This is a genomic window from Variovorax davisae (genome assembly GCF_030316845.1).
In the GTDB taxonomy this organism is placed as follows: domain Bacteria; phylum Pseudomonadota; class Gammaproteobacteria; order Burkholderiales; family Burkholderiaceae_C; genus Variovorax; species Variovorax davisae.
Map to the genome: position 1 here is coordinate 177096 of NZ_JASZYS010000011.1, position 23043 is coordinate 200138.

The 23043-nt window shown below is 70.4% G+C and carries 22 protein-coding genes and 1 riboswitch; of the genes, 8 read left to right on the forward strand and 14 right to left on the reverse strand.

The features are described from left to right. Window positions 1-12: 12 nt before the first annotated feature. The 14 genes from QTI33_RS24060 to QTI33_RS24125 form a co-directional block, all read right to left on the reverse strand. Window positions 13-816, reverse strand: coding sequence for a fumarylacetoacetate hydrolase family protein (locus QTI33_RS24060; protein WP_286508879.1), 804 nt, complete (start codon window positions 814-816; stop codon window positions 13-15). After that, window positions 813-1193 carry an oxalurate catabolism protein HpxZ gene (gene hpxZ / locus QTI33_RS24065; RefSeq protein WP_286508880.1) on the reverse strand — a complete coding sequence of 127 codons (381 nt, stop codon included), beginning with the start codon at window positions 1191-1193 and terminating at the stop codon, window positions 813-815. Before hpxZ ends, QTI33_RS24060 begins: the two co-directional genes overlap by 4 nt. 25 nt (window positions 1194-1218) lie before the next feature. Further along, window positions 1219-2070 (reverse strand): ABC transporter ATP-binding protein, encoded by an 852-nt coding sequence (locus tag QTI33_RS24070; RefSeq protein WP_286508881.1) that lies wholly within the window; start codon window positions 2068-2070, stop codon window positions 1219-1221. Next, complete coding sequence (locus tag QTI33_RS24075) at window positions 2067-3284, reverse strand: FAD-dependent monooxygenase (protein WP_286508882.1); 1218 nt, start codon at window positions 3282-3284, stop codon at window positions 2067-2069. The genes QTI33_RS24070 and QTI33_RS24075 overlap by 4 nt, the downstream gene beginning before the upstream one ends. 5 nt (window positions 3285-3289) lie before the next feature. Beyond that, window positions 3290-4069 carry an ABC transporter permease gene (locus tag QTI33_RS24080; protein WP_286508883.1) on the reverse strand — a complete coding sequence of 260 codons (780 nt, stop codon included), beginning with the start codon at window positions 4067-4069 and terminating at the stop codon, window positions 3290-3292. Then, on the reverse strand, window positions 4069-5067 hold the full coding sequence (locus tag QTI33_RS24085) for an ABC transporter substrate-binding protein (protein ID WP_286508884.1): 999 nt from the start codon (window positions 5065-5067) through the stop codon (window positions 4069-4071). Before QTI33_RS24085 ends, QTI33_RS24080 begins: the two co-directional genes overlap by 1 nt. Then, window positions 5054-5590: a VOC family protein gene (locus QTI33_RS24090; protein WP_286508885.1), complete on the reverse strand. Its 537-nt coding sequence runs from the start codon at window positions 5588-5590 to the stop codon at window positions 5054-5056. Before QTI33_RS24090 ends, QTI33_RS24085 begins: the two co-directional genes overlap by 14 nt. Window positions 5591-5781: 191 nt before the next feature. Continuing rightward, on the reverse strand, window positions 5782-6687 hold the full coding sequence (locus QTI33_RS24095; protein ID WP_286508886.1) for a LysR family transcriptional regulator: 906 nt from the start codon (window positions 6685-6687) through the stop codon (window positions 5782-5784). A 5-nt stretch (window positions 6688-6692) separates the two neighbouring features. Further along, complete coding sequence (locus tag QTI33_RS24100) at window positions 6693-7457, reverse strand: SDR family NAD(P)-dependent oxidoreductase (RefSeq protein ID WP_286508887.1); 765 nt, start codon at window positions 7455-7457, stop codon at window positions 6693-6695. Window positions 7458-7527: 70 nt separating this feature from the next. Continuing rightward, a complete protein-coding gene (locus QTI33_RS24105) occupies window positions 7528-8025 on the reverse strand; it encodes a hypothetical protein (protein WP_286508888.1) in 498 nt (165 codons plus the stop codon). Window positions 8026-8196: 171 nt separating this feature from the next. Next, window positions 8197-8373 carry a DUF3606 domain-containing protein gene (locus QTI33_RS24110; RefSeq protein ID WP_286508889.1) on the reverse strand — a complete coding sequence of 59 codons (177 nt, stop codon included), beginning with the start codon at window positions 8371-8373 and terminating at the stop codon, window positions 8197-8199. Between the two features lie 102 nt (window positions 8374-8475). Then, on the reverse strand, window positions 8476-10398 hold the full coding sequence (locus QTI33_RS24115) for a GspE/PulE family protein (RefSeq protein ID WP_286508890.1): 1923 nt from the start codon (window positions 10396-10398) through the stop codon (window positions 8476-8478). Window positions 10399-10529: 131 nt separating this feature from the next. Continuing rightward, entirely contained in the window at window positions 10530-12098 is a 1569-nt protein-coding gene (locus tag QTI33_RS24120) for a phospholipase D family protein (RefSeq protein ID WP_286508891.1), read from the reverse strand. Continuing rightward, complete coding sequence (locus QTI33_RS24125) at window positions 12095-12658, reverse strand: BPSL1445 family SYLF domain-containing lipoprotein (protein WP_286508892.1); 564 nt, start codon at window positions 12656-12658, stop codon at window positions 12095-12097. The genes QTI33_RS24120 and QTI33_RS24125 overlap by 4 nt, the downstream gene beginning before the upstream one ends. Before the next feature lie 109 nt (window positions 12659-12767). Further along, window positions 12768-12867: riboswitch (glycine riboswitch) on the forward strand. 316 nt (window positions 12868-13183) lie between these two features. On the opposite strand from QTI33_RS24125, the gene QTI33_RS24130 reads away from it, so the two are divergent. Genes QTI33_RS24130 through QTI33_RS24165 form a run of 8 tightly spaced genes read left to right on the forward strand, consistent with a single transcriptional unit; the run spans window position 13184 to window position 22989 of the window. Then, entirely contained in the window at window positions 13184-13642 is a 459-nt protein-coding gene (locus QTI33_RS24130) for a MarR family winged helix-turn-helix transcriptional regulator (RefSeq protein ID WP_286508893.1), read from the forward strand. Between the two features lie 56 nt (window positions 13643-13698). After that, a complete protein-coding gene (locus QTI33_RS24135; RefSeq protein ID WP_286508894.1) occupies window positions 13699-15273 on the forward strand; it encodes an ABC transporter substrate-binding protein in 1575 nt (524 codons plus the stop codon). Between the two features lie 2 nt (window positions 15274-15275). Then, window positions 15276-16217, forward strand: coding sequence for an ABC transporter permease (locus QTI33_RS24140; protein WP_286508895.1), 942 nt, complete (start codon window positions 15276-15278; stop codon window positions 16215-16217). A gap of 9 nt (window positions 16218-16226) precedes the next feature. Continuing rightward, the gene (locus QTI33_RS24145) at window positions 16227-17174 is read left to right on the forward strand and encodes an ABC transporter permease (RefSeq protein WP_286508896.1); all 948 of its coding nucleotides are present in this window, start codon (window positions 16227-16229) and stop codon (window positions 17172-17174) included. A 4-nt stretch (window positions 17175-17178) separates the two neighbouring features. After that, entirely contained in the window at window positions 17179-18840 is a 1662-nt protein-coding gene (locus tag QTI33_RS24150) for a dipeptide ABC transporter ATP-binding protein (protein ID WP_286508897.1), read from the forward strand. Window positions 18841-18866: 26 nt separating this feature from the next. Then, the gene (locus tag QTI33_RS24155; protein WP_286508898.1) at window positions 18867-20258 is read left to right on the forward strand and encodes an amidase; all 1392 of its coding nucleotides are present in this window, start codon (window positions 18867-18869) and stop codon (window positions 20256-20258) included. Window positions 20259-20274: 16 nt separating this feature from the next. Then, window positions 20275-21777, forward strand: a complete 1503-nt coding sequence (locus tag QTI33_RS24160) for a M81 family metallopeptidase (protein WP_286508899.1) — start codon at window positions 20275-20277, stop codon at window positions 21775-21777. 54 nt (window positions 21778-21831) lie between these two features. Continuing rightward, entirely contained in the window at window positions 21832-22989 is a 1158-nt protein-coding gene (locus QTI33_RS24165) for a M20 aminoacylase family protein (protein WP_286508964.1), read from the forward strand. Window positions 22990-23043 lie beyond the last annotated feature (54 nt).

A 23043-nucleotide genomic window follows, 5' to 3' on the forward strand; every position in this document is an offset into this window, starting at 1 on the left:
CGGCGCCCGGATTCAGAACTGCAGGGCGAGCGCGCCGAGGTCCGCGAAATGCAGTGCCACGCGCTCCCCTGGGGCGGCGTCGCCCAGGCCGCTCCAGCTGCCGGTGGTGACCACGGTGCCGGCGGGCACCGTGCGGCCGCCGCGGGTCGCATGGGCCAGCCACGGCGGCAGCAGCCAGGCCGGGCCGCCCAGCGGATGGGTGCCCTCGAACGACTGCGGCGGGGCATCGCCGATCCGCAGTTCGCAGCGCTGGCGCGACCAGTCGCGGTCGTCGAAAGCGCGCCATTCCCCGAGCACCAGCGCGCCGTGCGACTGCTGGTCGGCCAGCTTCAGCCAGGCGACGTCCTGCGCCTCCGGCGCCGGCGGGGCCCAGCGCGTGTCCACCACCTCGACCGAGACCGCCATCGCGTCGACGAGCTCATGCGCCGGCGGGATCTGGCCGGTGGCCCAGGTGGCGACTTCCGCGGCCGTGACGTCGCGCCGCGTGCGCAGCGCGACCTCGGCCTCGATGCCGCGACGGTGAAAGTGCTGCCCCTGCAGCGAGGCCGTCTGCCCCGGCGCCACGGCCTGCACGCCCGCCGGCGGCAGGCCGGCATGCGTGAGCGCCGTTTGGCGCGAAGGCCCGCCCGACTTCCAGAAACGCGGCGGCGCGCCGCCGAACCAGCCGAGCGCGGCGGCCACGCGGTCCTGCACCGCATAGGCCTCGTCGGCATCGCGCAGGCCGCCGAGCCACGGCGCCATCGGCAGGGCCTGCCCACGGCGCCGCGCGCCGACGAGCGCATCGGCCAGGCGCTGGATGCCGTCGTCGCCGATCACAGCATCAGGCTCACGTGCGCCGACACCACGCGCCAGCCGTCCGCCATCCGCACCCAGGTCTGGCTCTGGCGGCCGATGCGCTCGCTGCCTTCGCGGCGGAACTCGATGTTGGCGACCGCGAAGTCCTGCCCGAAGGTGGTGATCGCGCGGGCCGTGATGGTGCGATCGAGGTTGTTCGCCGGCCGGCCGCGGCGAAAGGCCTGGATCGCCTCGAAGCCATAGAGGTTCTCGCCGGCGCCGTAGCGCAGGGTGTGGGGGGAGACCCAGAACAGGCGGTCGAGCGCGGGCACGTCGTTGCTGGTGAGCGCGCGCTCGTATGCGTCGAAGACGGCCTCGACTTCGGCGAGGACGGGCGGCAGGTTGATGGCGGGATCCATGGTGTTCGGATGAAGTGGTGGGGGTTCAGTGGCGCGGCACTTCGCGCTGGAAGATGTCGAGGCATCGGGCCTTGATCTCGACGAAGCGGGGATCGGCCAAGGTCGCCGCGCTGCGCGCGCGCGGCACGTCGACATCGACCCAGGCCGCGATGCGGGTGGGGCGGCGCGTGAGCAGCAGCACGCGGTCGGCGATGTAGACCGCCTCTTCGAGGTCGTGCGAGACCAGCACCATGGTCGTGCCGGTCTGCTGGAAGATCGATTGCAGCTTGTCGCGCATGAACAGCGTCATCTCGTAGTCGAGCGCCGAGAAGGGCTCGTCCAGGAACAGCACCTCGGGCTCGGGCGCCAGGGCCCGCATGATCGACACCAGTTGCTGCTGTCCGCCGGAGAGTTCATAGGGGTAGCGGTTGAGGTCGAAACGCACGTCGAAGGAGCGTACCAGTTCCTCGAGCCGGGCCTCGGTCTCGCCGCGCGTGCGCCCGGCCAGCCGGAGCGCGTAGCGGATGTTGTCGGCGGCGCGCTTCCAGGGCAGCAGGGCCTCGCGGTAGTTCTGGAACACGTAGCCGATCTGCGTCTCGCGCAGCGTCTTGCCTTCGAACAGCGCCTCGCCGCCGTCCATCGGGACCAGGCCGGCCACCATGTTGATCAAGGTCGACTTGCCGCAGCCGTTGGGCCCGAAGACCGAGACGATGCGGCCCTTCGGGATGTCGAGGTCGAAGTGCTCGTAGAGCGGCTGGCCGGCGAAGGACTTGCGCAGCCCGCGAACCGTGATGTGGGTGCCGTGCGGCCCGGGCACGAAGGGCCGGGTGGCGGGTTCGGTCTCGGCGCGCGACCTGGCGGCCAAGGGGACAGAGGGGTGGACGGCGAGGGTGTTCATGCAAGGCTTTCTTCCCGCCGCGCGCGCCCCAGGCGCTCGCTGTCGCGGTACATGTGCGCGAGTTGCGCGAGAAAGGCGGGCTCGCGCTTGGCGGCTTCGCTCAGGGCCGGCCGCGCGCCGGCCAGCATCGAGTCGCTGGCCGCCCAGGACAGGCGGGCGATGAAGGCCACCCGCTCGGCGCGGCGGGCCGCCACCGCCCGGCTGATCGCCGGCGCCTGCGGCCGGCCGCCATCGAGGGCGGCGCACAGTTCGTCGACCACCGCCACCGCGTCCTCCAGCGCCTGGGTCGCGCCCTGGCCCAGGGTCGGCGCCATCGGATGGGCGGCGTCGCCGACCAGCAGCAGGCGGCCGCTCGCATCGTGGAAGGCTGCGTCGGCTTCCTGCACCCGCGACCAGTGCAGGGCTCCGGGGTCGGCGCAGAGCTGGTCGACGATGTAGGCCGCCTGCGGGCACAGCCGCGCGCCGGGCGGTGCCAGCGCCGCGCGCAGCGTGTCGGGCTGCTTCGTGGCCTCGGGAATCGGCTCGCCGGGCTGCAGCGGGTAGGAGGTCGTGAGGTAGAGCTGGTCGCCCGGCACCTTGAAGGCGAACAGGCGGTGCGGTCCGCTGAACCACTGGGCGTAGTCGTCGAACAGGCCGCCCGACGCATCGGGCAGCAGCGAGCGGCCCAGCGCGATGCCCAGGTGCCGCACCGCGGGCCGGCCCATGAGCGTCTCGCGCAGCATCGAGTAGCGGCCGTCGCCGGCGATCACCAGGTCGAAGCCGGTCTCCCATTGCGCCAGGCCGTTCTCCTCGACCTGCAATTCGAGCGTCCGCCCCCCGGGGCCGAAGCGCAGGTCCCGCACCTCGCTGCGGAACTGCACGCGCGGCGCGACCAGCCCGCGCAGGAAGCCGTACAGGCCGGCCCAGCGGATGCGGATGCCGGGGTTGTCGGCCACCGAGAGCAGGTCGAGGTCGAAGACCGGCGTGCCGTCGGCCAGGCTCACGGCCCAGCGCCGCCAGGGCAGGCTGCGGGCCGCGAACTCCGCCGCCAGCGCCGGGTCGAGGCTGGCCAGCGCCTTCACGCCGTTGGGGCCGATGTTGAGCCCGGTGCCGGCGTCGACCTGGTCGGCGGTCGCCACTTTCTCGAAGCAGACGATCTCGACGTCGTCGCGTTCTCGCAGCCCGTGCAGCACCACGCTGCCGGCCACGCCGCAGCCGACGATGGCAATGCGCATCCGGCTCATTTGCCGCCCCAGTGCACGAAGCGGCGTTCGATCAGCAGGAACACCAGGTTGAGGCCGTAGCCGAGGATGCCCGCGGCCAGGATGGCGGCGTACATGGTCGGCATCTCGAACACCATCTGGGCATTGAGCACGCGCTGGCCGAGGCCGTCGACCGAGCCGATGAACATCTCGGCCACGATCACGATGATCAGCGCGAAGGAGATGCCGGCACGCATGCCGATGAAGGTCTGCGGCAGCGATTCGAGCAGGGTCACGTCGACCATGATGCGCAGCCGGCCGGCGCCCATCACGCGGGCGGCGGCCTGGCGGGTCTTGCGCGCGTTCATCACGCCGTAGGCGACATTGAACAGGATCGTGAGCCCGGCGCCGAAGGCGGCCACCGCCACCTTGGTCTTCTCGCCGACGCCGAACAGCACCAGGAACAGCGGGAACAGCGCCGAGGCCGGTGTCGAGCGGAAAAAATCGATCAGGAACTCGACGTAGCCGTAGAGCCGCTTCGACGAGCCGAGCACGATGCCGCAAGGCACGGCGATGGCCAGCGCGATCACGAAGGACAGCAGGGTGCGCTGCACCGTCACCAGGAAGTCGTGGACCATGGCGCCGCCGACGAAGCCGTCCCACAGGGCGCGCAGCACGGCGCCCGGGGTCGGCAGCAGCACCGGGTCGACCAGCTTGAGCGCGCAGGCCCACCACCAGAGCGCGACGAAGGCGAGGGCGCCGACCAGCGGCGACAGGGCGCGCAGGCGGCCCGGCCAGGCAGAGATCGTCCCGCTCATCAATAGGCCTTGAGGAAGGTCTTGACGTCGATCTTTTCCTTGACGACGCCGAAGCCGACGCCGAGGTCGACGAAGCGCTGGAAGTCGGCCAGGTCCTCGGGCTTGAGGTCCCTGACCATGGTGAACTTGACCATCGGCACGATCGGCGCCACCGTGGGCGCGATGTTCATGTGCTGGACGAAGAGGGCGCGCGTCGACGGGTCGCTGTTGGCGTCCTGGATGCCCTGCGACCAGGCCTTGGCATAGCGGGCCGCGACCTCCGGGCGATCGGCGATGAACTTGCTGGTCACGGCGCCGCCGGCCGCGTACGAGAACGCGTCCTTGCGCTCGAGCAGGTAGGTCGAGATCACGCCGGCCTCGAGCCGCCGCGCCACGCCCTGCGAGATCGCCACCGTGGCGACCGGCTCGATCACGTAGCCGCCGTCGAAGAGGCCGGCCTGCAGCGCGCCGACCTGCACGCCGCCCTGCTGTTCCTGGATCGTGAAGTCCTTGCCGTCGACCAGCCCCACCTTGGCCAGCACCGCGCGCGCGGTGCCGATGTTGGCCGGGCCCGCGGCCGACAGCAGCTTGGTGCCCTTCAGGTCCTTGAGCGACTGCGCCGTGCTGCCGGTGCGCACGATGAACTGCTCGGTCATGTACTGGGCGTTCTGGCCGTTGATCGAGATGTAGACCGCGGTGCCGGGGCGGCGCGTGTTGATGTTGGCGCCTTCCAGCGTGACCAGGTTGGCGACCGCATCGATGTCGCCCGACACCATGGCCTGGATCATCAGCGGATAGGTCGCGAACACCACCGCCTCGGTCTCCAGGCCGGCCTGCTTGAAGTAGCCGCGGTCGGCGGCGACGAAGTAGGGCAGGGCCGAGTTGCCCAGGAACACGCCGACCTTGACCTTGTCGGCCGCGAAGGCGGGCGTCGAGGCCAGGCCCGCGGCCAGCACGCAGGCGCTGGCGAGATGGAGGGCGCCGCGCCGGCTGGCGCAGAGGAAGTCAGGCAGTCTCATCGGGAAGGGCTCCGGAACGTTGAAGGGAGGAAAGAGGCGGGTAGGACGAGGCATCGAAGAACGAGCCGCCCGCGCGGTAGCGGCGCGCCGGCGACATGTCGGGCGCGGCGCCATGCTCCACCGCGCCTTCGAAGGTCAGTTCGAGCTGCACGCCGCTCGGGTCGTAGACGAAAAGCTGCCACAGCGTGGTCCCGGGCACGAGGAATTCGCGCCAGTCGAGGCCGGCGGCGCGCAAGCGCGCGACGTAGGCATGGAAGCCGCTGCATGACAGCGACACGTGGTCGATGGCGCCGCTGCCCGGCGGCACGCGGCCCGAGTCGCCCAGCGCCGGTCCGCCGGCGTAGACGTGGACGATGGCTTGCCCGCCCGGCTGGCCGCAGGCGAGCCAGGCGCCGGGGTAGCCGAAGTCGGGCCGGGCCACTTCGCGCAGGCCCATCACGCCGACCCAGAAGGCCAGCGTGCGCGGCAGGTCGGCGGTCTTGATCGCCAGGTGGAACAGGCCGTGGGTGAGGGCGGACGTCATGCGGCTTCGGGCCAGCAGGTTGCGTGCCACGCCGGCGTCGGTCGGCGAAGGGTCAGGGATGCGGGGAGGAGGAGGAGGTCGGGCATGGATGCTGCGGTGCAACAGATGACCGCAGTATGGGCAGCCGTGCTGCAAACCTCCAGCGCATAGTTTCGCTCGGACCGAGCGCAAATTGTGTGCAGTACGCGAATTCAGCCCGGCAGCGCTGCCAGCCGGTTCACCAGCGCCTCGACGAACGACAGGGTGGCGATCGGCAGCATCCGCGTCGCCCGGGCGGCCAGCACCAGCCGGCTGTGCGTGAGCGCGCGGTCGCTCAGCGGGATCGCCACCAGCTCGCCGCGCCGCACTTCGTTCTGGGTGCCGATCTGGAACTGGAAGCTGATCGCGCCGGTCTGGCGCGTGAATTCCTTCAGCGCCTGGACCGTGCTGGCTTCGACCGCGATCTGCAGCGCGATGCGCGAACGCGCCATCACGCCGTCGAGCAGCCGCCGGCTGCCGAAGCTGCGGTCGCTCAGCGCCACCGGGTACTTCTGGCAGTCGGCCAGCCGCAGCGTCTCGCGGCCGGCCAGCGGATGGTCGGGCCGCAGCATCGCGCACAGCGGCTGCGCCAGGGCACTGATCACGCGCAGGGTTTCGGAGGGTTCGGGGTCGTGCACCAGCACCAGATCGATGTCGTCGGCCATCAGCGACGCGACCAGCCTGGCGGTGACGCTGGTGGCGATCTGGAACTGCACCCCCGGATGGGCCAGCTGGTACTGGGCGATGGTGGCCGGGATCAGGTCGCTGGCCACCGACTCGGCGCAGCCGATGCGCACCGTGCCGCGCACCAGGCCGCGCAGCTGCTCGATCTGCGATTCGGCCGAGCGCATGTCGGCCATGCTGCGCCGGACCGCGGCGATCAGCACCTCGCCGGCGGCCGTGAGCCGCACGCCGCGCGGCAGGCGCTCGAACAGCGGCGTGCCGACATCGGACTCGATCTCGAGGATTTTCCGGTTGAGTGCCGTCGAGGCGACGTGCAGGGTCTCGGCCGCCTTGCGGATGGAGCCGGCGCGGGCGACGGCGTCGAGGTAGACGAAATGGCGGGGCGGATGGAGCATCCGGATCAGCAGGTGACGCCGCCGTCGATGACCAGGCTCTGCCCGGTCATGAAGGCGCCGGCCTGCGAGGCCAGGAAGACCGCCGCGCCGGCGATCTCGTCGGGCTCGCCGATGCGCCGCAGCGGCGTGCCGGCGGTGCGGCGCTGCAGGGTCTCGGGGTCTTCCCAGAGGGCGCGCGCGAAATCGGTCCGGATCAGGCCGGGCGCGATGCAGTTGACGCGCACGTTGTGCGGCCCGTACTCGACGGCCAGGTTGCGCGCCAGCTGGAAGTCGGCCGCCTTCGAGACGTTGTAGGCGCCGATCACCGGCGAGCCGCGCAGCCCGCCGATCGACGACACGATGATGATCGAACCCTCCTTGCGCTCGATCATCTGCGGCACGGCGAAGTTGATCAGCCAGTGGTTGGCGATCACGTTGTTCTCGAGGATCTTGCGGAACTGGTCGTCCTCGATGCCGCCGAGCGGGCCGTAGTAGGGGTTCGACGCCGCGTTGCACACCACGATGTCGACCCGGCCCAGCTGCCGCGTGGTCTCGTCGACCAGGTGCTTGAGCTCGTCCTTGGACGAGATGTTGGCGGGGATGGACACGGCCGCGCCGGCACCCCGGGCGCGGTTGATCTCGTCGCGCACCTCGGCGCAGGCGTCGGCCTTGCGCGACGAGATCACGACCCTGGCGCCGTGCTCGGCCAGGCGCAGGGCGATGGCGCGGCCGATGCCGCGCGACGAGCCGGTGACGATGGCCACCTTGCCGGCCAGCGAGAACAGGGACATGGAACTCTCCGTTGGAAATGGGCACGCCGGGCCCGGCAAGAGCCGGCGCGCGCCGGCCTGGGTCAGTCGCTCACGATTCGGCCCGCCAGCCGGCGATCAGGCGCCGGATCACGCCGGCACCGCCCTGGGGGTCGGAGCCGACGGGCCGATCGCGGTACAGCGCGCGCAGTTCGCAGAGCACCTCGTTCAGCGCGGCGAGGTTGCGTTCGGTGTAGAGCCAGACGCCGGTGACGACGAAGTGCCCGGGCACGGTGGACGGCTTGGGCGCGACCTGGACGTCCTCGATGCCGATGCGATGCATGATCTCCGCCCGATCGGCCGAGTGCTGGGTGGCGCCGGCCAGCACCGTCACCGGGCGCGAAAAGGCAAAACTCACGGCCTGCACCTGTTCGAAGTGCTCGACCACGAAGGCGCAGATCTCCAGGAACACCAGCCGGCCCAGATGCCGCGCCTCCTCCAGGCCGCTCAGCGGCGGCGTGAAATGCTCGACCCGGATCTCGGCCCCCGACGGGCTGACCGGCACCGGGTCCAGGGTGCAGACCAGCACCTCGCCATCGTGCACCAGCATGGGGTCGCCCAGCCTGTACGTCGCCCCTCCAGGGCCGGTGATCCGAAGTTTCTTTGTCTTCATCGCCACATGCACGGACCCGCGCCCGCTTCCTCCAAACCGTATGACCACCGACTGTAGTGGATCGCGCCGACCCCGGGCAGCGCCGAGGCGACAGCCGCCGGATCTTCTCTAGTTCTTCTTGAGGAAGAGCCGCACGGCTTCGGCGCTGTCGCCGACCGCCTTGACGGCTTCCCGGAGCTGTTCGGCGGTACAGCCGAGGGTTTCGGACCAGCTGCGCACTTCGTGCGGCTCGTGGATGGCGATCAGCTTCCGGTCGAGACCGGTTTTCTTCGGGTCGTCTGCCATGGTGGTCTCCAAAATCACGAGACAGCCAGTTTTTCGTGCCGCGCCGGCATGGCTGTCCGCCATTTCCCGGCCTTCATGTCGGCCAAGGCCCCGTCCAGGACGTCAGGCGTTGCTGGTCGCGCGCACCTCGGCGAGGGTCGTGAGCCCCTGCAGCACCTTCTCGATGCCATCCTGGCGCAGGGTGTGCATGCCGCCGGCCTGCGCCGCCGCGAGGATCGTCTCGAGCGGGGAGCGGGCCTGCACCAGGCGGCGCAGATCCTTGGACATCGCCATCAGTTCATGGATGCCGATCCGCCCGCGGAAGCCGGTCTGGCCGCAGGCTTCGCAGCCCGGGCAGGTCGAGGTCATGAGCTGGCCTTCGCGGCCGAAGCGGCGCAGCCAATGCGCCAGCACGGCATCGCGCGCCGGCGGCGCCAGGCCCTCCGCGAAGGCGCGCAGGTAGTCCGCCAGCAGCGCGTCCACCTCGGCCGCCGTCGCCGGGCGGCTGGTGACGCACTTCGCACAGAGCTTGCGCACCAGCCGCTGCGCCTGGATGGCCAGCAGCGAATCGGCGAAGTTGAAGGCGTCCAGGCCCATGTCGAGCAGCCGGGTCACGGTCTCCGCGGCGCTGTTCGTGTGCAGCGTCGACAGCACCAGGTGGCCGGTGAGCGAGGCCTCGATGGCCATCTTCGCGGTCTCCTCGTCGCGGATCTCGCCCACCATCACCACGTCCGGATCGGCCCGCAGGAAGGCGCGCAAGGCCTTGGCGAAGGTCCAGTCGATGCGCGGGTTCACCTGGACCTGCCGCAGCCCGGGCTGCGTGATCTCGACCGGGTCCTCGGCGGTCCAGATCTTCCGGTCGGGCGTGTTGATGTGCATCAGCGCCGAATGCAGGGTCGTCGTCTTGCCCGAGCCGGTGGGGCCCACGCACAGCACCAGTCCGTACGGGCGCTCGACGGCTTCGCGCAGCTTCTGCAGGTTGCGCGGCGACAGGCCCAGGTTCTCCAGGGCGATCGCATTGGCCGAGGCGAGCAGGCGCATCACCACGTCTTCGAGGCCGTTGTTGGTCGGAATGGTCGCCACCCGCAGCTCGAGCGGATGCTGGGCCGAAAACTTCGAGAAGATGATCTTGCCGTCCTGCGGCTTGCGCTTCTCGCTGATGTCCAGGTCGCACATGATCTTGATCCGCGCGATGATGGCATTGCGGTAGTTCGGCGGCAGCTCGAGATAGGTGTGGAGGCGGCCGTCGCGCCGAAAGCGGATGCGGATCTTCTCTCGCCCCGGATAGCTCTCGATGTGGATGTCCGAGACGCCCTCGGCGTGGGCCTCGATGATCATCCGGTTCACCATCCGCACCAGCGAGTTGTCCGACTGCTCGATGGGCAGCTCCTCGCTGGTCTGCTCGCGCCCCTCCTTCTCGAGCGTCTCGAGCAGCTCGCTGGCGTCGATGTCGAACTCGAGCGGCCGGGACGGATCGTCGGCGGCGGCCTTGGCGTCCATGGCGCCGATCGCCTCGTAGGCCTTCTTGAGCACCTGGTCGAGGTTGCGGCAATGGGCGAGCACGGGCACCACCTTCGCCTGGGCGATGAACTCGAGCTCGTCGATGGCGGCACGCCGGCCCGAGGGGTCGTCCAGCGCCGCGATCAAGCGCCCGTTCGACACCATCAAGGGCATGACCTGCAGCCGCTGCGCCGCGCCGTGACCCACCTTGCGCAGGGCCTCCACCGCGGCCGGGAAGCGGTCGAGGTCGACCAGGGGGTAGCCCATCTTGTGGGCGAGGGCCGATTGCAGGTCGCTGCGGGACATGACGCCCATGCGAACCAGCGTTTCGCCGAGCGGCACGGCGCGGTCGAGCTGCTGCGCGGCCAGGCCGGCGTTCAGTTGCGCGTCCGTGATGATGCCGAGCGAGGTCAGCGCCTGCCCGATCCGCACCAGTGGCATCCGGCCCTGCGCCTCCAGGCGGGTCAGCAGTTCCTCGGGCGTGCGCACTTCGGTCATCGACGGCGTGCTGCGAGAAGGGGCTGCAGGCACAGTGGTTGCGGTCATCGGTCTTTCCTGTTGAGCTTGCCGACGCGCCATCGAAGACGCTCCCGAAGCCAGTTCGAGGCGGGCGCTGCCTCTGCTATCGGCAGCGCCCGCGATTCCTGAAGGCTCCGGTGCCGGAAAAAATGCGCGCCTCAGAGCAACCAGTCGAGCGGCAGCGGTTCGAGCAGGCGCACGGCGGCGCGCTGCCACCAGCTCGTCAGGGGTTCGACCGCCACCGACCGGCCCGTGGCGTCGACCCAGCGCAGGCCTGCGCTCCCCGGATCGAGCCGCAGCTCCCAGCTGCTGCGCGGAACGCGCAGCTCGAAGACATGCGCGATGGCGGCGGCCAGCTCCGGGCTGTCGATGATCAGGCCCAGCTCGGTGTTCAGCCGGGCCGAGCGCGGATCGAAGTTGAACGAACCGACGAAGACGCGTTCCATGTCGACACCGAAGGTCTTCGCATGCAGGCTGGAGCCGGAGCTGCCGGATCCGCCGGGCATGCGCGGGCCGTCGTCCCGGCGCGCCGCCTTGGCGGCCTGGTCACGCGGGTCCGGCCGGAGCTCGTACAGCGCCACGCCCGCCGCCAGCAGCGGCTGCCGATGGCGCGCGTAGCCCGAATGCACCACCAGGACGTCGGTGGCGGCCAGCGAATTGGTGAGGATGCGCACCCGCACGCCGCGCCGGGCCAGGCCGGCGAAGTAGTCGGTGCCGGCCTCGGTGGGCACGAAGTACGGCGACACCAGGTCGAGGCTGCGCGCCGGCACGCCGACCGCCTGCGCCATGTGATGCAGCAGCAGCTGCTCCGGCTGGGCCAGGGCCAGGCCCTTGGACGGGTCGTCGACCACCAGGTGCGCGGGGGCCCAGACCAGCGGATAGTCCTTGCGGACCAGGCTGCCGTAGAAGGGCAGCTCGCGCACCGCCTGCTTGTAGGTCGCGGCGGCTTCGGAGCGCTCCACCAGGGCCGTGCGCTGCCCGATGGCGGCCAGGACCTCGGCCGAGGGCGGCGTCACCAGCGAAGCGATCGGATAGGACGAGGCGCTGGCCCAGTAGGCGTCGAAAGCGCTCGACACCTGCGCCACCGCCGGCCCCATCGCCAGCACGTCGAGGTCGGCGAACAGGACGCCATCGGTGGCGCCGAAGTACTCGTCGCCGACGTTGCGCCCGCCCACGATGGTGATCCCGTTGTCGGCCGTGAAACTCTTGTTGTGCATCCGCCGGTTGGCGCGCGAGAAGTCGGTGACGAAGCCCAGCGGCTTGAAGGCACGCAACAGGAAGGGATTGAAGAGCCGCACCTCCACCTGGGGGTGCGCGTCCAGCGCCGCCAGCTCTTCGTCCAGCCCCGCATGGCCGTGGTCGTCCAGCAGCAGGCGCACGCGCACCCCGCGATCGGCGGCCGCGCGCAAGGCCTCGAGGAGCAGGTGGCCGGTGGTGTCGTCGCGCCAGATGTAGTACTGCACATCCAGCGTGCGCTGGGCGAGCTGCGCCATCTGCACCCGCGCCGCGAAGGCTTCGCGCGGGTCTTCCAGCGTATGGATGCCCGTCAGGCCCGGATGCTGCGCCGCCAGGTCGCCGACCGCCCGGCCGAGCGGGGTTTCGCGCGCCTCGACGGCCGACAGGGCCTGCGACTCGCTGCGCCCCTCGAGCGGCGGCAGCGAGCAGCCGGCCAGCAGGCCCGCCAGCGCCAGTGCCAGCAGCCAACGCCCCACGGCGCAGGGGCTCACAGGTCGAGCTTGCTGATCTTGGTTCCGTCGAGACTCAGGTTGGCCATCAGTCCGGCATTGCTCAGGGCGAAGCCCACGATGGGCTGTTGCGCGGTCTGGGTGTCGATGCTGGCCGAGGCGCCCACCTTGAGCATGGTGACCGAGGCATCGGCGCCGGCGGTCCAGCCATTGCTCGCGCGGAATTTGTCGAGTGCATCCTGGGTCATGAAGAGCAGGAAGACCGCCTTGGAGTCGGCCCCGGCCAGCAGGCCGACCGACGCGGCGGTGGTGCTGTAGTAGCCGACGGACTTGCCGCCGACGCGCAGCGCACCCTGTCCGTAGGAGCCGCCGACGCCCAGCCCGGCCGAGACCACCGAGGGGAACACCAGCACCCCCCTGGCCTTGGCCGTCAGTTCGCGCGAGCCCGGCACCTGGGCATAGAGCCTGGTCATCGCGCTGTCGACCGAGGCGTCGATGCTGCTGCGTCTGGCCGCAGGATCGCCGCCGGTGGTGGAGGTGGTGGTGCATGCGGACGCGAGCACCGCCAGAAGCCCGCACGCGAGGAAGGAACGCTTGTCCATGACTCACTCTCCTGTCGTTGTTGGAGCGGTCATTGTGCGCGCCGGGTCGGTATCGCTCAAGCCGTGCGCGCCGCTGGCCCGCCGCCTTGGCACGCAACCTGCAACGATGAAGCCGCATCCAGGAGAAATGCGCCGTCCATGAACAAAGACGGTGCATTACCGAAGGCGAGTTCCCACGAACGCTCAGGTTCCAGGACTGGATGCACGAAAACGCTGGAGAGCGCTGCCCCGGGCATCCGGGCCAGCCGCCGAAGGGGCAAGCCGCAGGCGCACGGGGCGCGGGCGGTGAATCTCTCAGGCACAAGGGACGGCGAGGGATGAGGGCTGCGCCATGGCGCGCCCGCGCACCCTTTGTCGAGGTCATTGTGTCGCTGTCGCTTCTTCCTGGTTCCCGCTTCCGTTGCGCCTGCAACGCACGCTGATGGTGCGGACGCCTTGGCACGCTTGCTGCTGTTTGTTCGTCCAACAGTTGCGAACGGCAACTGTTGCCGGACGCACCTGATCGCACATCCAACGGAGCAGCACATGGCGGGCCTTGCCGATTTCCTCACCTTCCGGATCGACGTCTTCAACGACCAGGCCAAGCAGCTGGCCACCGAGGTCTACGAGCAGGCCCATGGCGTCAGCCTGCGCGAACTGCGGGTGCTGCGGCTGGCGCATGCCACGCCGGGCATCACGCAGGGCGAGGTGGTGGCGGCCAGCCGGTTGGAGAAGACGCTGGTGTCCAAGCTGGTCACCGCGCTGGTCCGGCGCCAGCTGCTGCTGCGCGAGATCGGCGCGCAGGACGCCCGCTGGGTCCATCTGCATCTGACCGAGGCGGGCCGCAGCACGGTGCAGCAGTGCAACCGGCTGGGCCGGAAGATGGAGCGCTCCCTGCTGCGCGTGCTGAGCGAATCGGAACTCGCACTGTTCGACAGCTGCCTCGCGCGCCTGACCGCCCAGGTCGAGCGCGATGCGCTCGACGCCCGGCGCTTCATCGGCTGAAGGCCCTGGCCCGCCATCGCTTTTCTTTTCTTTCTTCATTCACCAGGAGTTGATCCATGTTCAAGAAGTCTCTGGCCGCCGTCCTGCTTGGCGCCGCCCTCGCTGGCCTCGCGCCGCTCGCCCAGGCCGAGGACAAGGTGCTGCGCATCGTGCCGCAGTCCGACCTGAAGATCCTCGACCCGATCTGGACCACCGCCTTCATCACGCGCAACCACGGCTACGCCGTGTATGACACCCTCTTCGGCGTCGATGCGCAGGGCAAGGTGCAGCCGCAGATGGTGGGCGACTACAACCGCAGCGCCGACGGCAGCACCTGGACCTTCACGCTGCGCGACGGCCTGGCCTTCCATGACGGCAAGCCGGTCACCTCGGCCGACGTCATCCAGTCGATCAAGCGCTGGGGCCAGCGCGACGGGCTGGGCCAGAAGATGATGGCCGCGCTCGGCAGCATGGAGGCGAAGAACGACAAGACCTTCGTCATGAGCTTCAAGGAGCCCTTCGGGATGGTGCTGGAGGCGCTGTCCAAGCCCTCGTCCAACCCGCCCTTCATCATGCCCAAGGCGGTGGCCGAGACGCCGGCCGACCAGCAGATCAGCAGCACCATCGGCTCGGGGCCGTACATCTTCAAGGCCGACGAATACCGTCCGGGCGAGAAGATCGTCTATGTCAAGAACAGCAAGTACCTGCCGCGCAAGGAAGCCGCCAGCGGCACCGCGGGCGGCAAGGTGGTCAACGTCGACCGCATGGAGTGGGTGGTGCTCAACGACGCGCAGACCCAGGCCAACGCCCTGGCCAACGGCGAGGTGGACATGATCGAGTGGGTGCCCTCGGAACAGTACCAGGCGCTCAGGGACGACCCCCGGATCGAGCTGGCCAGCCCGGTGCCCACGGGTTCTTACGCCCTGCACCTGAACCGCCTGGTGCCGCCCTTCAACAACGTGAAGATCGCGCAGGCCGCCCTCATGGCGATGAACCAGGAGGCGCTGCTGCGCGCCCAGATGGTGCACAAGGAGCTGTACGCCGCCAACCCCTCCATCTACCCGGCAGGCACCCTCTACCACTCGACCAAGACCTCCTACTTCACCGGCAAGCCGCAGTTCGAGAAGGCCAAGGCGCTGCTGAAGGAGGCCGGCTACAAGGGCGAGCCGATCGTCTTCCTGTATCCGGCCAACTTCCCGGCCATCAACAAGTTCCCGCCGGTGATGGCGGCGCTGCTCAAGCAGGCGGGCTTCAACGTCGACCTGCAGTCGATGGACTGGCCCACCCTGGTCACCCGCCGCGCGGTCAAGAAGCCCGCCAGCGAGGGCGGCTGGAACGCCTTCATCACCGGCTGGGGCCTGGCCGACAACATCAATCCGATGTTCTTCGCGCCGATGACCGGCAACGGCGAGAAGGGCTGGTTCGGCTGGACCACCGACGACGAACTCGAACGGCTCAAGGGCGAGTTCCTCAAGACCAGCGACGAGGCCCAGCGCAAGGCGCTCGCCACCAAGATCCAGGAGCGCGTGTACGACGCGGCGGTGTTCGCGCCGGTCGGCGAGTACAAGCCGCTGACCGCCTATCGCAAGGGCGTCGTCTCGGGCCTCGTCACGGGTCCGGTGGGCGTGCTCTGGGGCATCCGGAAGAACTGACCATGATCGCCTTCCTGCTGCGGCGCATCGTCGCCACCCTGCCGGTGCTGGTGGTGGTGGCGCTGATCGTCTTCCTGATGACGCGGCTGGCCCCGGGCGATCCGGCGGCCGCCATCGTGGGCGACAACGCCACCACCGAGAACCTGGCGCAGGTGCGCAAGAACCTCGGCCTGACCGACTCGCTGCCGGTGCAGTTCGGCCGCTGGAGCGCGCAGCTGCTGCAGGGCAACCTGGGCGAGTCCTTCTTCATGAAGAAGCCGGTGGTCGAGCTGATCGGCCAGCGCATCGAGCCGACCCTGGCGCTGGCCGGCGTGACGCTGCTGCTCACGCTGCTGATCGCGGTGCCGCTGGGGGTGCTGGCGGCATGGCGCCACGGCGGCTGGCTGGACCGCACGCTGATGGGGTTTTCGGCCCTGGGCTTCTCGGTGCCGGTGTTCGTGGTCGGCTACCTGCTGATCTGGTTGTTCGCCCTCCAGCTGCAATGGCTGCCGGTGCAGGGCTACAACCGCATCGCCGACGGATTCTGGCCCTGGCTGCGCAATCTCGTCATGCCGGCGGTGGCGCTGTCGGTGATCTACGTGGCGCTGATCGCGCGCGTCACGCGGGCGGCGGTGGCCGAGGCACTGACCGAGGACTACATCCGCACCGCGCGCGCCAAGGGCATCCCGGAAGTGCGGGTGCTGATGCGCCACGCACTGACCAATGCGGCGGTGCCCATCGTCACGGTCATCGGCATCGGCATCGCGCTGCTGATCGGCGGGGTGGTGGTCACCGAGTCGGTGTTCGCGATTCCCGGGCTGGGATCGCTCACGGTGGACGCCGTGCTCTCGCGCGACTTCCCGCTGATCCAGGGCATCACGCTGTTCTTCTCGGTGATCTACGTGCTGGTCAACCTGCTGGTGGACCTGAGCTACCTGGTCTTCGACCCCCGCATCCGTTACTGAGAACCGCCCATGACCCCCGCCATCCTCGACCCCGACGCCATCGATCCCTCCGCCGGCGCGCCGCCCGCGCCCCGGCGCAAGCCGTTGTGGCGCCGCGTGCTGGCCAACGGCGCCGTGCGCTTCGGCGGCTGCGCCCTGGTGCTGCTGGTGGCGATGGCCGCCGCCGCGCCCTGGCTCGGCACCATCGACCCCACCGCCATGGACCCCGGCAGCGGCAACCTGATGCCCGGCAGCCGGGGCGACTTCAACAACCTCTCGGGCGACGTGATCGAGAATCACCGGTTCGTGATGGGCACCGACAGCCTGGGCCGCGACATCTGGAGCCGTACGCTCTACGGCGCGCGGGTCTCGATCACGGTGGGCCTCGCGGCGGCCGCGGCCGCGCTGGCGGCCGGACTGGTGGTGGGCCTGCTGGCCGGCTACTTCCGCCGCCTCGACGGCATCGCCATGCGGCTCATGGACGGCGTGATGGCGATCCCCGGCATCCTGTTCGCGGTCAGCCTGGTGGCGCTCTTCGGCGGCACGCTGGCCACCGTGGTGTTCGCCATCGCCGTGCCGGAGATCCCGCGCGTGGCCCGGCTGGTGCGCTCGGTGGTGCTGAGCGTGCGCGAGGAGCCCTATGTCGAAGCCGCGATCGCGCTCGACACGCCCACCTGGAGGGTGCTGGCGAAGCACATCATGCCGAACGCGATCGCGCCGCTGATCATCCAGGGCACCTACGTGTGCGCCTCGGCGATCCTGGTGGAGGCCATCCTGTCGTTCCTGGGCGTCGGCCTGCCGGCCGAGATGGCCACCTGGGGCAACATCATGGCCGAGGGCCGGGCCCAGTTCAACCAGTACCCGCACAACGTGCTCTTCCCGGGCATCTTCCTGGCCGTCACCGTGCTGGCCGTCAACATCCTGGGCGACGGTCTGCGCGACACGCTCGACCCCAAGTTCAACAAGCGCGCGGAGTAGCCACATGGACATGACTGTCGAGATGGAAGTGGTGGAGGCCGCCGGCGCGAGCGCCGCCCGGCCGGTGTTGTCGGTGCGCGACCTGGCCGTGGCCTTGCCGCGCGGGGGCGACCGTGCGCACGCGGTGGCGCAGATCAGCTTCGACGTGCCGCCGGGGCAGATCGTCTGCCTGCTGGGCGAATCGGGCTCGGGCAAGTCGGTGCTCGCCGGCGCCGTGATGGGCCTGCTGCCGCCCGGCCTGGTGCCGGTGGCGGGGTCGATCCAGCTGCACGGCCGCGAGCTGGTCGGCGCCTCGCAGGCCGAGTTCCGCGCGCTGCGCGGGCCGACCATGGCGATGGTGTTCCAGGAGCCGATGACCGCGCTGAACCCGGTCATGACCTGCGGCCAGCAGATCGACGAGATGCTCAGCGAACACGTGCGGATGGACCGGGCGCGACGCCGCGAAGCCATCCTCGACATCATGGTGCGCGTGCGGCTGCCCGAGCCGCAGCGCATCTACGATTCGTATCCGCACCAGCTGTCGGGCGGCCAGCGCCAGCGCATCGTGATCGCCATCGCGCTGATCCTCAAGCCGGCGCTGCTGATCTGCGACGAGCCGACCACCGCGCTGGACGTGACCACGCAGGCCGAGATCCTGAAGCTGATCCGCGAGCTGCAGACCGAGAACGGCACGGCGGTGCTGTTCATCACCCACGATTTCGGCGTCGTGGCCGAGATCGCGGACCAGGTCGTGGTGCTGCAGCTGGGCCGGATGATCGAGCGCGGCGCCGCGCGCACGGTGCTCACGCAGCCGCGCGACCCCTACACGAAGATGCTGCTGGCCGCCGTGCCCGAACTGGAGGTGCATCCGCGGCCGCCCATCACCGACAACTTCCCGCTGCTGGACGCGCGTGGCATCGTCAAGACCTACGTCAGCGGCAGCTGGCCCGGAAAGCGGCGCGAAGTGCAGGCCGTCAAGGAAGCGTCGCTGGTGGTGCGGCCGAAGGAGACCGTGGGCATCGTGGGCGAATCGGGCTCGGGCAAGTCGACGCTGGCGCGCTGCATCGCGCGGCTGATCGATCCGACCGCCGGTGAGATCCATGCCAACGGCCGTTCCGTGGCCCACCTGCGCGGGCGCCTGCTGTCGCCCTTCCGGCGCGACGTGCAGGTGATTTTCCAGGACCCCTACCGCTCGCTCAACCCGCGCCAGACGGTCGGTGCTTCGATCATCGAGGGGCCCCTGAACTTCGGCGTGCCCTACGACGTGGCCTGGCAGCGGGCCGAGGCGCTGATGCACCTGGTGCGGCTCCAGCCCGCGGCCCTTCGCCGCTACCCGAGCGAGTTCTCCGGCGGGCAGCGCCAGCGCATCTGCATCGCGCGCTCGCTGGCCTGCGAGCCCAAGCTGCTGATCGCCGACGAGGCGGTGTCGGCGCTCGATGTCTCGGTGCAGGCGCAGATCCTGAAGCTGCTGGACGAGATCCAGCAGCAGACCGGCGTCGGCATCCTGTTCATCACGCACGACCTGCGCGTGGCCAGCCAGATCTGCGACCGGGTGATCGTGATGCGGCAGGGCGTTATCGTCGAGCAGGGCCCGGCGCGCGACGTGCTGCTCTCGCCACGCGAGGACTACACCCGCGCCCTGCTGGCCGCCGCGCCCGGGCGGGGCTTTGCCTTCGGCCGGGGTTGAGTTCGCGCAAGAAAGGAGCTGTACTCATGTCCTCGACCCGCCTCTTCGAACTGTCTGCCGTCGAGCTGCTGGCCCGCTACCGCGACCGGTCCCTGTCGCCGGTGGAGGTGGTGCAGTCCGTGCTCGACCGCATCGGGCTGTGGGAGCCGCACATCCGCGCCACCTATGCCCTCGACGCCCAGGGCGCGCTGCAGGCCGCCCGGGCCTCCGAGCAGCGTTGGGCGAAGGGCGCGCCGCAAGGCGATCTCGATGGGGTGCCGATCACGCTGAAGGAGAACATCGCCACCCGCGGCACCCCGGTGCCGCTGGGCAGCGCCGCCACCGAGCTCAAGCCCGCCGCCGACGACGCGCCGGCGGCGGCCCGGGTGCGCGAGGCGGGCGCCGTCATCGTGACGAAGACCACCATGCCGGACTTCGGCTTCCTCGGCGCTGCGCCGTCGAGCTTCCACGCCCTGACGCGCAACCCCTGGAACACGGCGCACAGCACCGGCGGCTCCAGTTCGGGCGCCGGCGCCGCGGCGGCCGCCGGCTACGGGCCGCTGCACCTGGGCACCGACATCGGCGGCTCGGTGCGCATCCCCGCCAGCTTCTGCGGCGTGTTCGGGCTCAAGCCCAGCCATGGCCGGGTGCCGGTCGACCCGCCCGCGCCCGCCCGGGTGATCGGGCCGATGACCCGCACCGTGGCCGATGCCGCGCTGCTCATGCAGGTCGTCTCGCGCCCCGATCCGCGCGACTACCTCGGCCTGCCGCCGCAGGACGTCGCCTGGCAGCGCCTGGCCCGCGGGCCCGCCGGCCTGCGCATCGGCCTGTGGGTCGAACCGCCGGCGTCGGACTGGCAGGTGGACCCGGAGATCCTCGCCGCGGTGCAGGCGGCGGCGCGCTGCTTCGAGGCGGCCGGCGCCATCGTCGAGCCGCTGAAGGACTGGAGCACCGACGAGATGCAACTGGGGCTGGTGCACTTCTTCACGATGCGCTGCCGCGTCGACCTGGCCGCCCTGCCGCCCGAGCGAGCCAGGAAGGCAGCCGCCTATATCCACGCAGCGGCCGGGTTCGCGGCCTCGTTGACACCGGAAGACACCTTCCGCGCCTTCACGCGGATGCAGGCGATGCAGGCGGCCACGGCGGCGGCCACGCAGCCGTACGACTTCGTGCTGTCGCCGGTCTCGCCGGTGCTGCCCTTCGCGGCGGCGTCGACCGGCAGCGATGCGGAGATGTCCACGCGCGACTCCCATTTCACGGTGCCCTTCAACCAGTCCGGCCAGCCGGCGGCGTCCATCCGCTGCGGGCACTCGGCCTCGGGACTGCCGATCGGCCTGCAGATCGTCGGACGTCGTTTCGACGATCTGGGCGTGCTGCAGATGGCCCATTTCTACGAGTCGGTGCGCGGACCGCAGGCGCCCTGGCCCGAACCCCGCTGATCTCCAAGGTCGATCCATGAACGTCTTCATCGCCGGTTTCCAGCACGAAACCAACACCTTCGCCCCCACCCTGGCCGACTGGGCCGCCTTCCAGGCGGGCTCGGGCTTTCCGCCCTATCGGCGCGGCCCCGAGATCGTCGAGGCCTACCGGGGCAAGGCCATTCCCATCGGCGGCTTCATCGTCGAGGCCGAGGCCCGGGGCTGGTCGCTCATCGCCTCGGGCTGGGCCGGTGCCAATCCCTCCGCGCACGTCACGCGCGATGCCTTCGAGCGCATCGCCGGCGACATCGACGAGGACCTGCGGGCCGCGCTGGCCGGACCGGGCGTGGACGCGGTCTACCTCGACCTGCACGGCGCGGCCGTGGCCGAGCACCTGGACGATCCCGAGGGCGAACTGCTGGCCCGCGTGCGCGCCCTGGTGGGCCCGCAAGTGCCGATCGTCGCCAGCCTGGACCTGCATGCCAACGTCACGGCCCGGATGCTGGCGCTGGCCGATGCGCTGGCCGCCTACCGCACCTACCCGCACGTCGACATGAAGGACACCGGCGCCCTGGCGGCGACGCTGCTGGCCCGCCGGCTCGAACGCGGCGCGCGCGAGCCGCTGGCCGTGCGGCGGCTGGACTTCCTGTTGCCGCTCAATGCCCAGAGCACCATGACGGCGCCGGCCGACGCGGTGTACGACGAGCTCCTTCGGCTCGACGCGACGCATGGCAGCGTGCTGAGCTTCGCGATGGGCTTTCCCGCCGCCGACATCGCCGAATGCGGCCCGGTGATCTGGGCCCATGGCGAGGCGGCGGCGACGGCCGTCGACGCGCTCTTCGCGCGCGTGGACCAGCCCCGCAGCCAATGGCGCCTGGACCTGAAGACGCCCGAGGCGGCGGTGCGCGAGGCGCTGGCGCTTGCCGCCGGCGCAGACCAGCCGGTCGTGATCGCCGACACCCAGGACAACCCGGGCGCGGGCGGCGACAGCAACACCACCGGCATGCTGCACGCGCTGCTGGCCGCCGGCGCCGGGGAGCGCTTCCCGGGCCAGGTGGCGATCGGCCTGCTGGCCGACCCCGAAGCCGCCGCCCAGGCCCACGCGGCCGGCGAGGGCGCGCAGATCGAGGTCCGGCTCGGCCGCAGCGTGCCCACCTGGGGCGGGCGGCACAGCGATGCGCCGGTGACGGCGCGCGCCACCGTGCGCCGGCTCGCCGACGGACAGGTCACGCTCAAGGGCCCGATGGGCATGGGCGGCGAAGTGCGGCTCGGTCCGAGCGCCTGCCTGGAGGTGCAGGGCGTGCTGGTCGGCGTGTGCAGCCGCAAGACCCAGATGCTGGACCGGGAGCTGTTCCGCTTCCTGGGCATCGCGCCCGAGTCGATGAAGCTCCTGATCAACAAGAGCTCGGTGCACTTCCGCGCCGATTTCGCCCCCATCGCCAGCCACATCCTGGTGGCCAAGGCGGCGGGCCCGATGGCGGCCGACCCGGCCGACCTGCCGTGGACCCGGCTGCCCGCCACGATGTCCCTGCGTCCCTGAACCCGAACCAAAGGAAAGCCTGTGCCCAAGAGTCCCGAACACTACCTGCAATACATGCGCGACCACGCCCCGGAATTCGTCACCGTGCGGCAGACCATTCACCAGAACCCCGAACTGGGCTTCGAGGAGCACGGCACCAGCGCGCTGGTGGCGGAGCGCCTGCAGCAGTGGGGCTACGAGGTCCAGCGCGGCGTGGGCGGCACCGGCGTGGTCGGCCGGCTGCGGCGCGGCAGCGGCGGCAAGAGCGTGGGCATCCGCGCCGACATGGACGCGCTGCCGATCGAGGAGAAGACCGGCCTGGCCTACAGCAGCCGGCGGCCCGGCATCATGCACGCCTGCGGGCACGACGGCCACACGGCCATGCTGCTCGGCGCCGCCCAGTACCTGGCGACCGAAGGCGACTTCTCCGGCACGCTCAACTTGATCTTCCAGCCGGCCGAGGAAGGCATGGGCGGTGCCGTGCGCATGATGGACGACGGCCTGTTCGAGAACTACCCCTGCGATGCCATCTTCGCGATGCACAACATGCCCGGCCGGCGCCAGGGCGACCTGGCCTTCCGCGACGGGCCGACCATGGCCTCGTCCGACTACGCCACGGTCACCTTGCACGGCGTGGGCGGCCACGGCGCCATGCCGCAGCACACGCGCGATCCGATCGTGGCCGCCGCCAGCATCGTGATGGCCTTGCAGACGCTGGTCTCCCGCAATGCCGATCCGCAGCAGACCGCCATCGTCACCGTGGGGGCGATCCACAGCGGCAAGGCCAACAACGTGATCCCGCAGACCGCCACCCTCGAAATCAGCATGCGCGCGCTCACGCGCGAGACCCGCGTGCTGCTCGAGCAGCGGCTGAAGGCGGTGGTGCAGGCGCAGGCGGAGAGCTTCGGCGTGCGCGCCGAGATCGACTTCCGCCCAGGCTACGCGGTGCTGGTGAACACGCTGGAAGAGACCGAGTTCGCGCGCGCCATCGGCCGCCAGCTGGTGGGCGATGCGCACGTGGAGCTCCAGGCGCCGCCGGTGACCGGCAGCGAGGACTTCGCCTTCATGCTCGAGAAGCGGCCCGGCTGCTACCTGATGATCGGCAACGGGCGCGGCGGCGAGCACGGCGGCTGCATGGTCCACAACCCGGGCTACGACTTCAACGACAGCAACCTGCCCATCGGCGCGGCCTACTGGGCCATGCTCACGGAACACTACCTGGCGCGCGGCTGAGCCGCGCCGAAGGCCAGGGCCGCGCCGACCCGGGCGCGCCGGCCGCCGACAAGG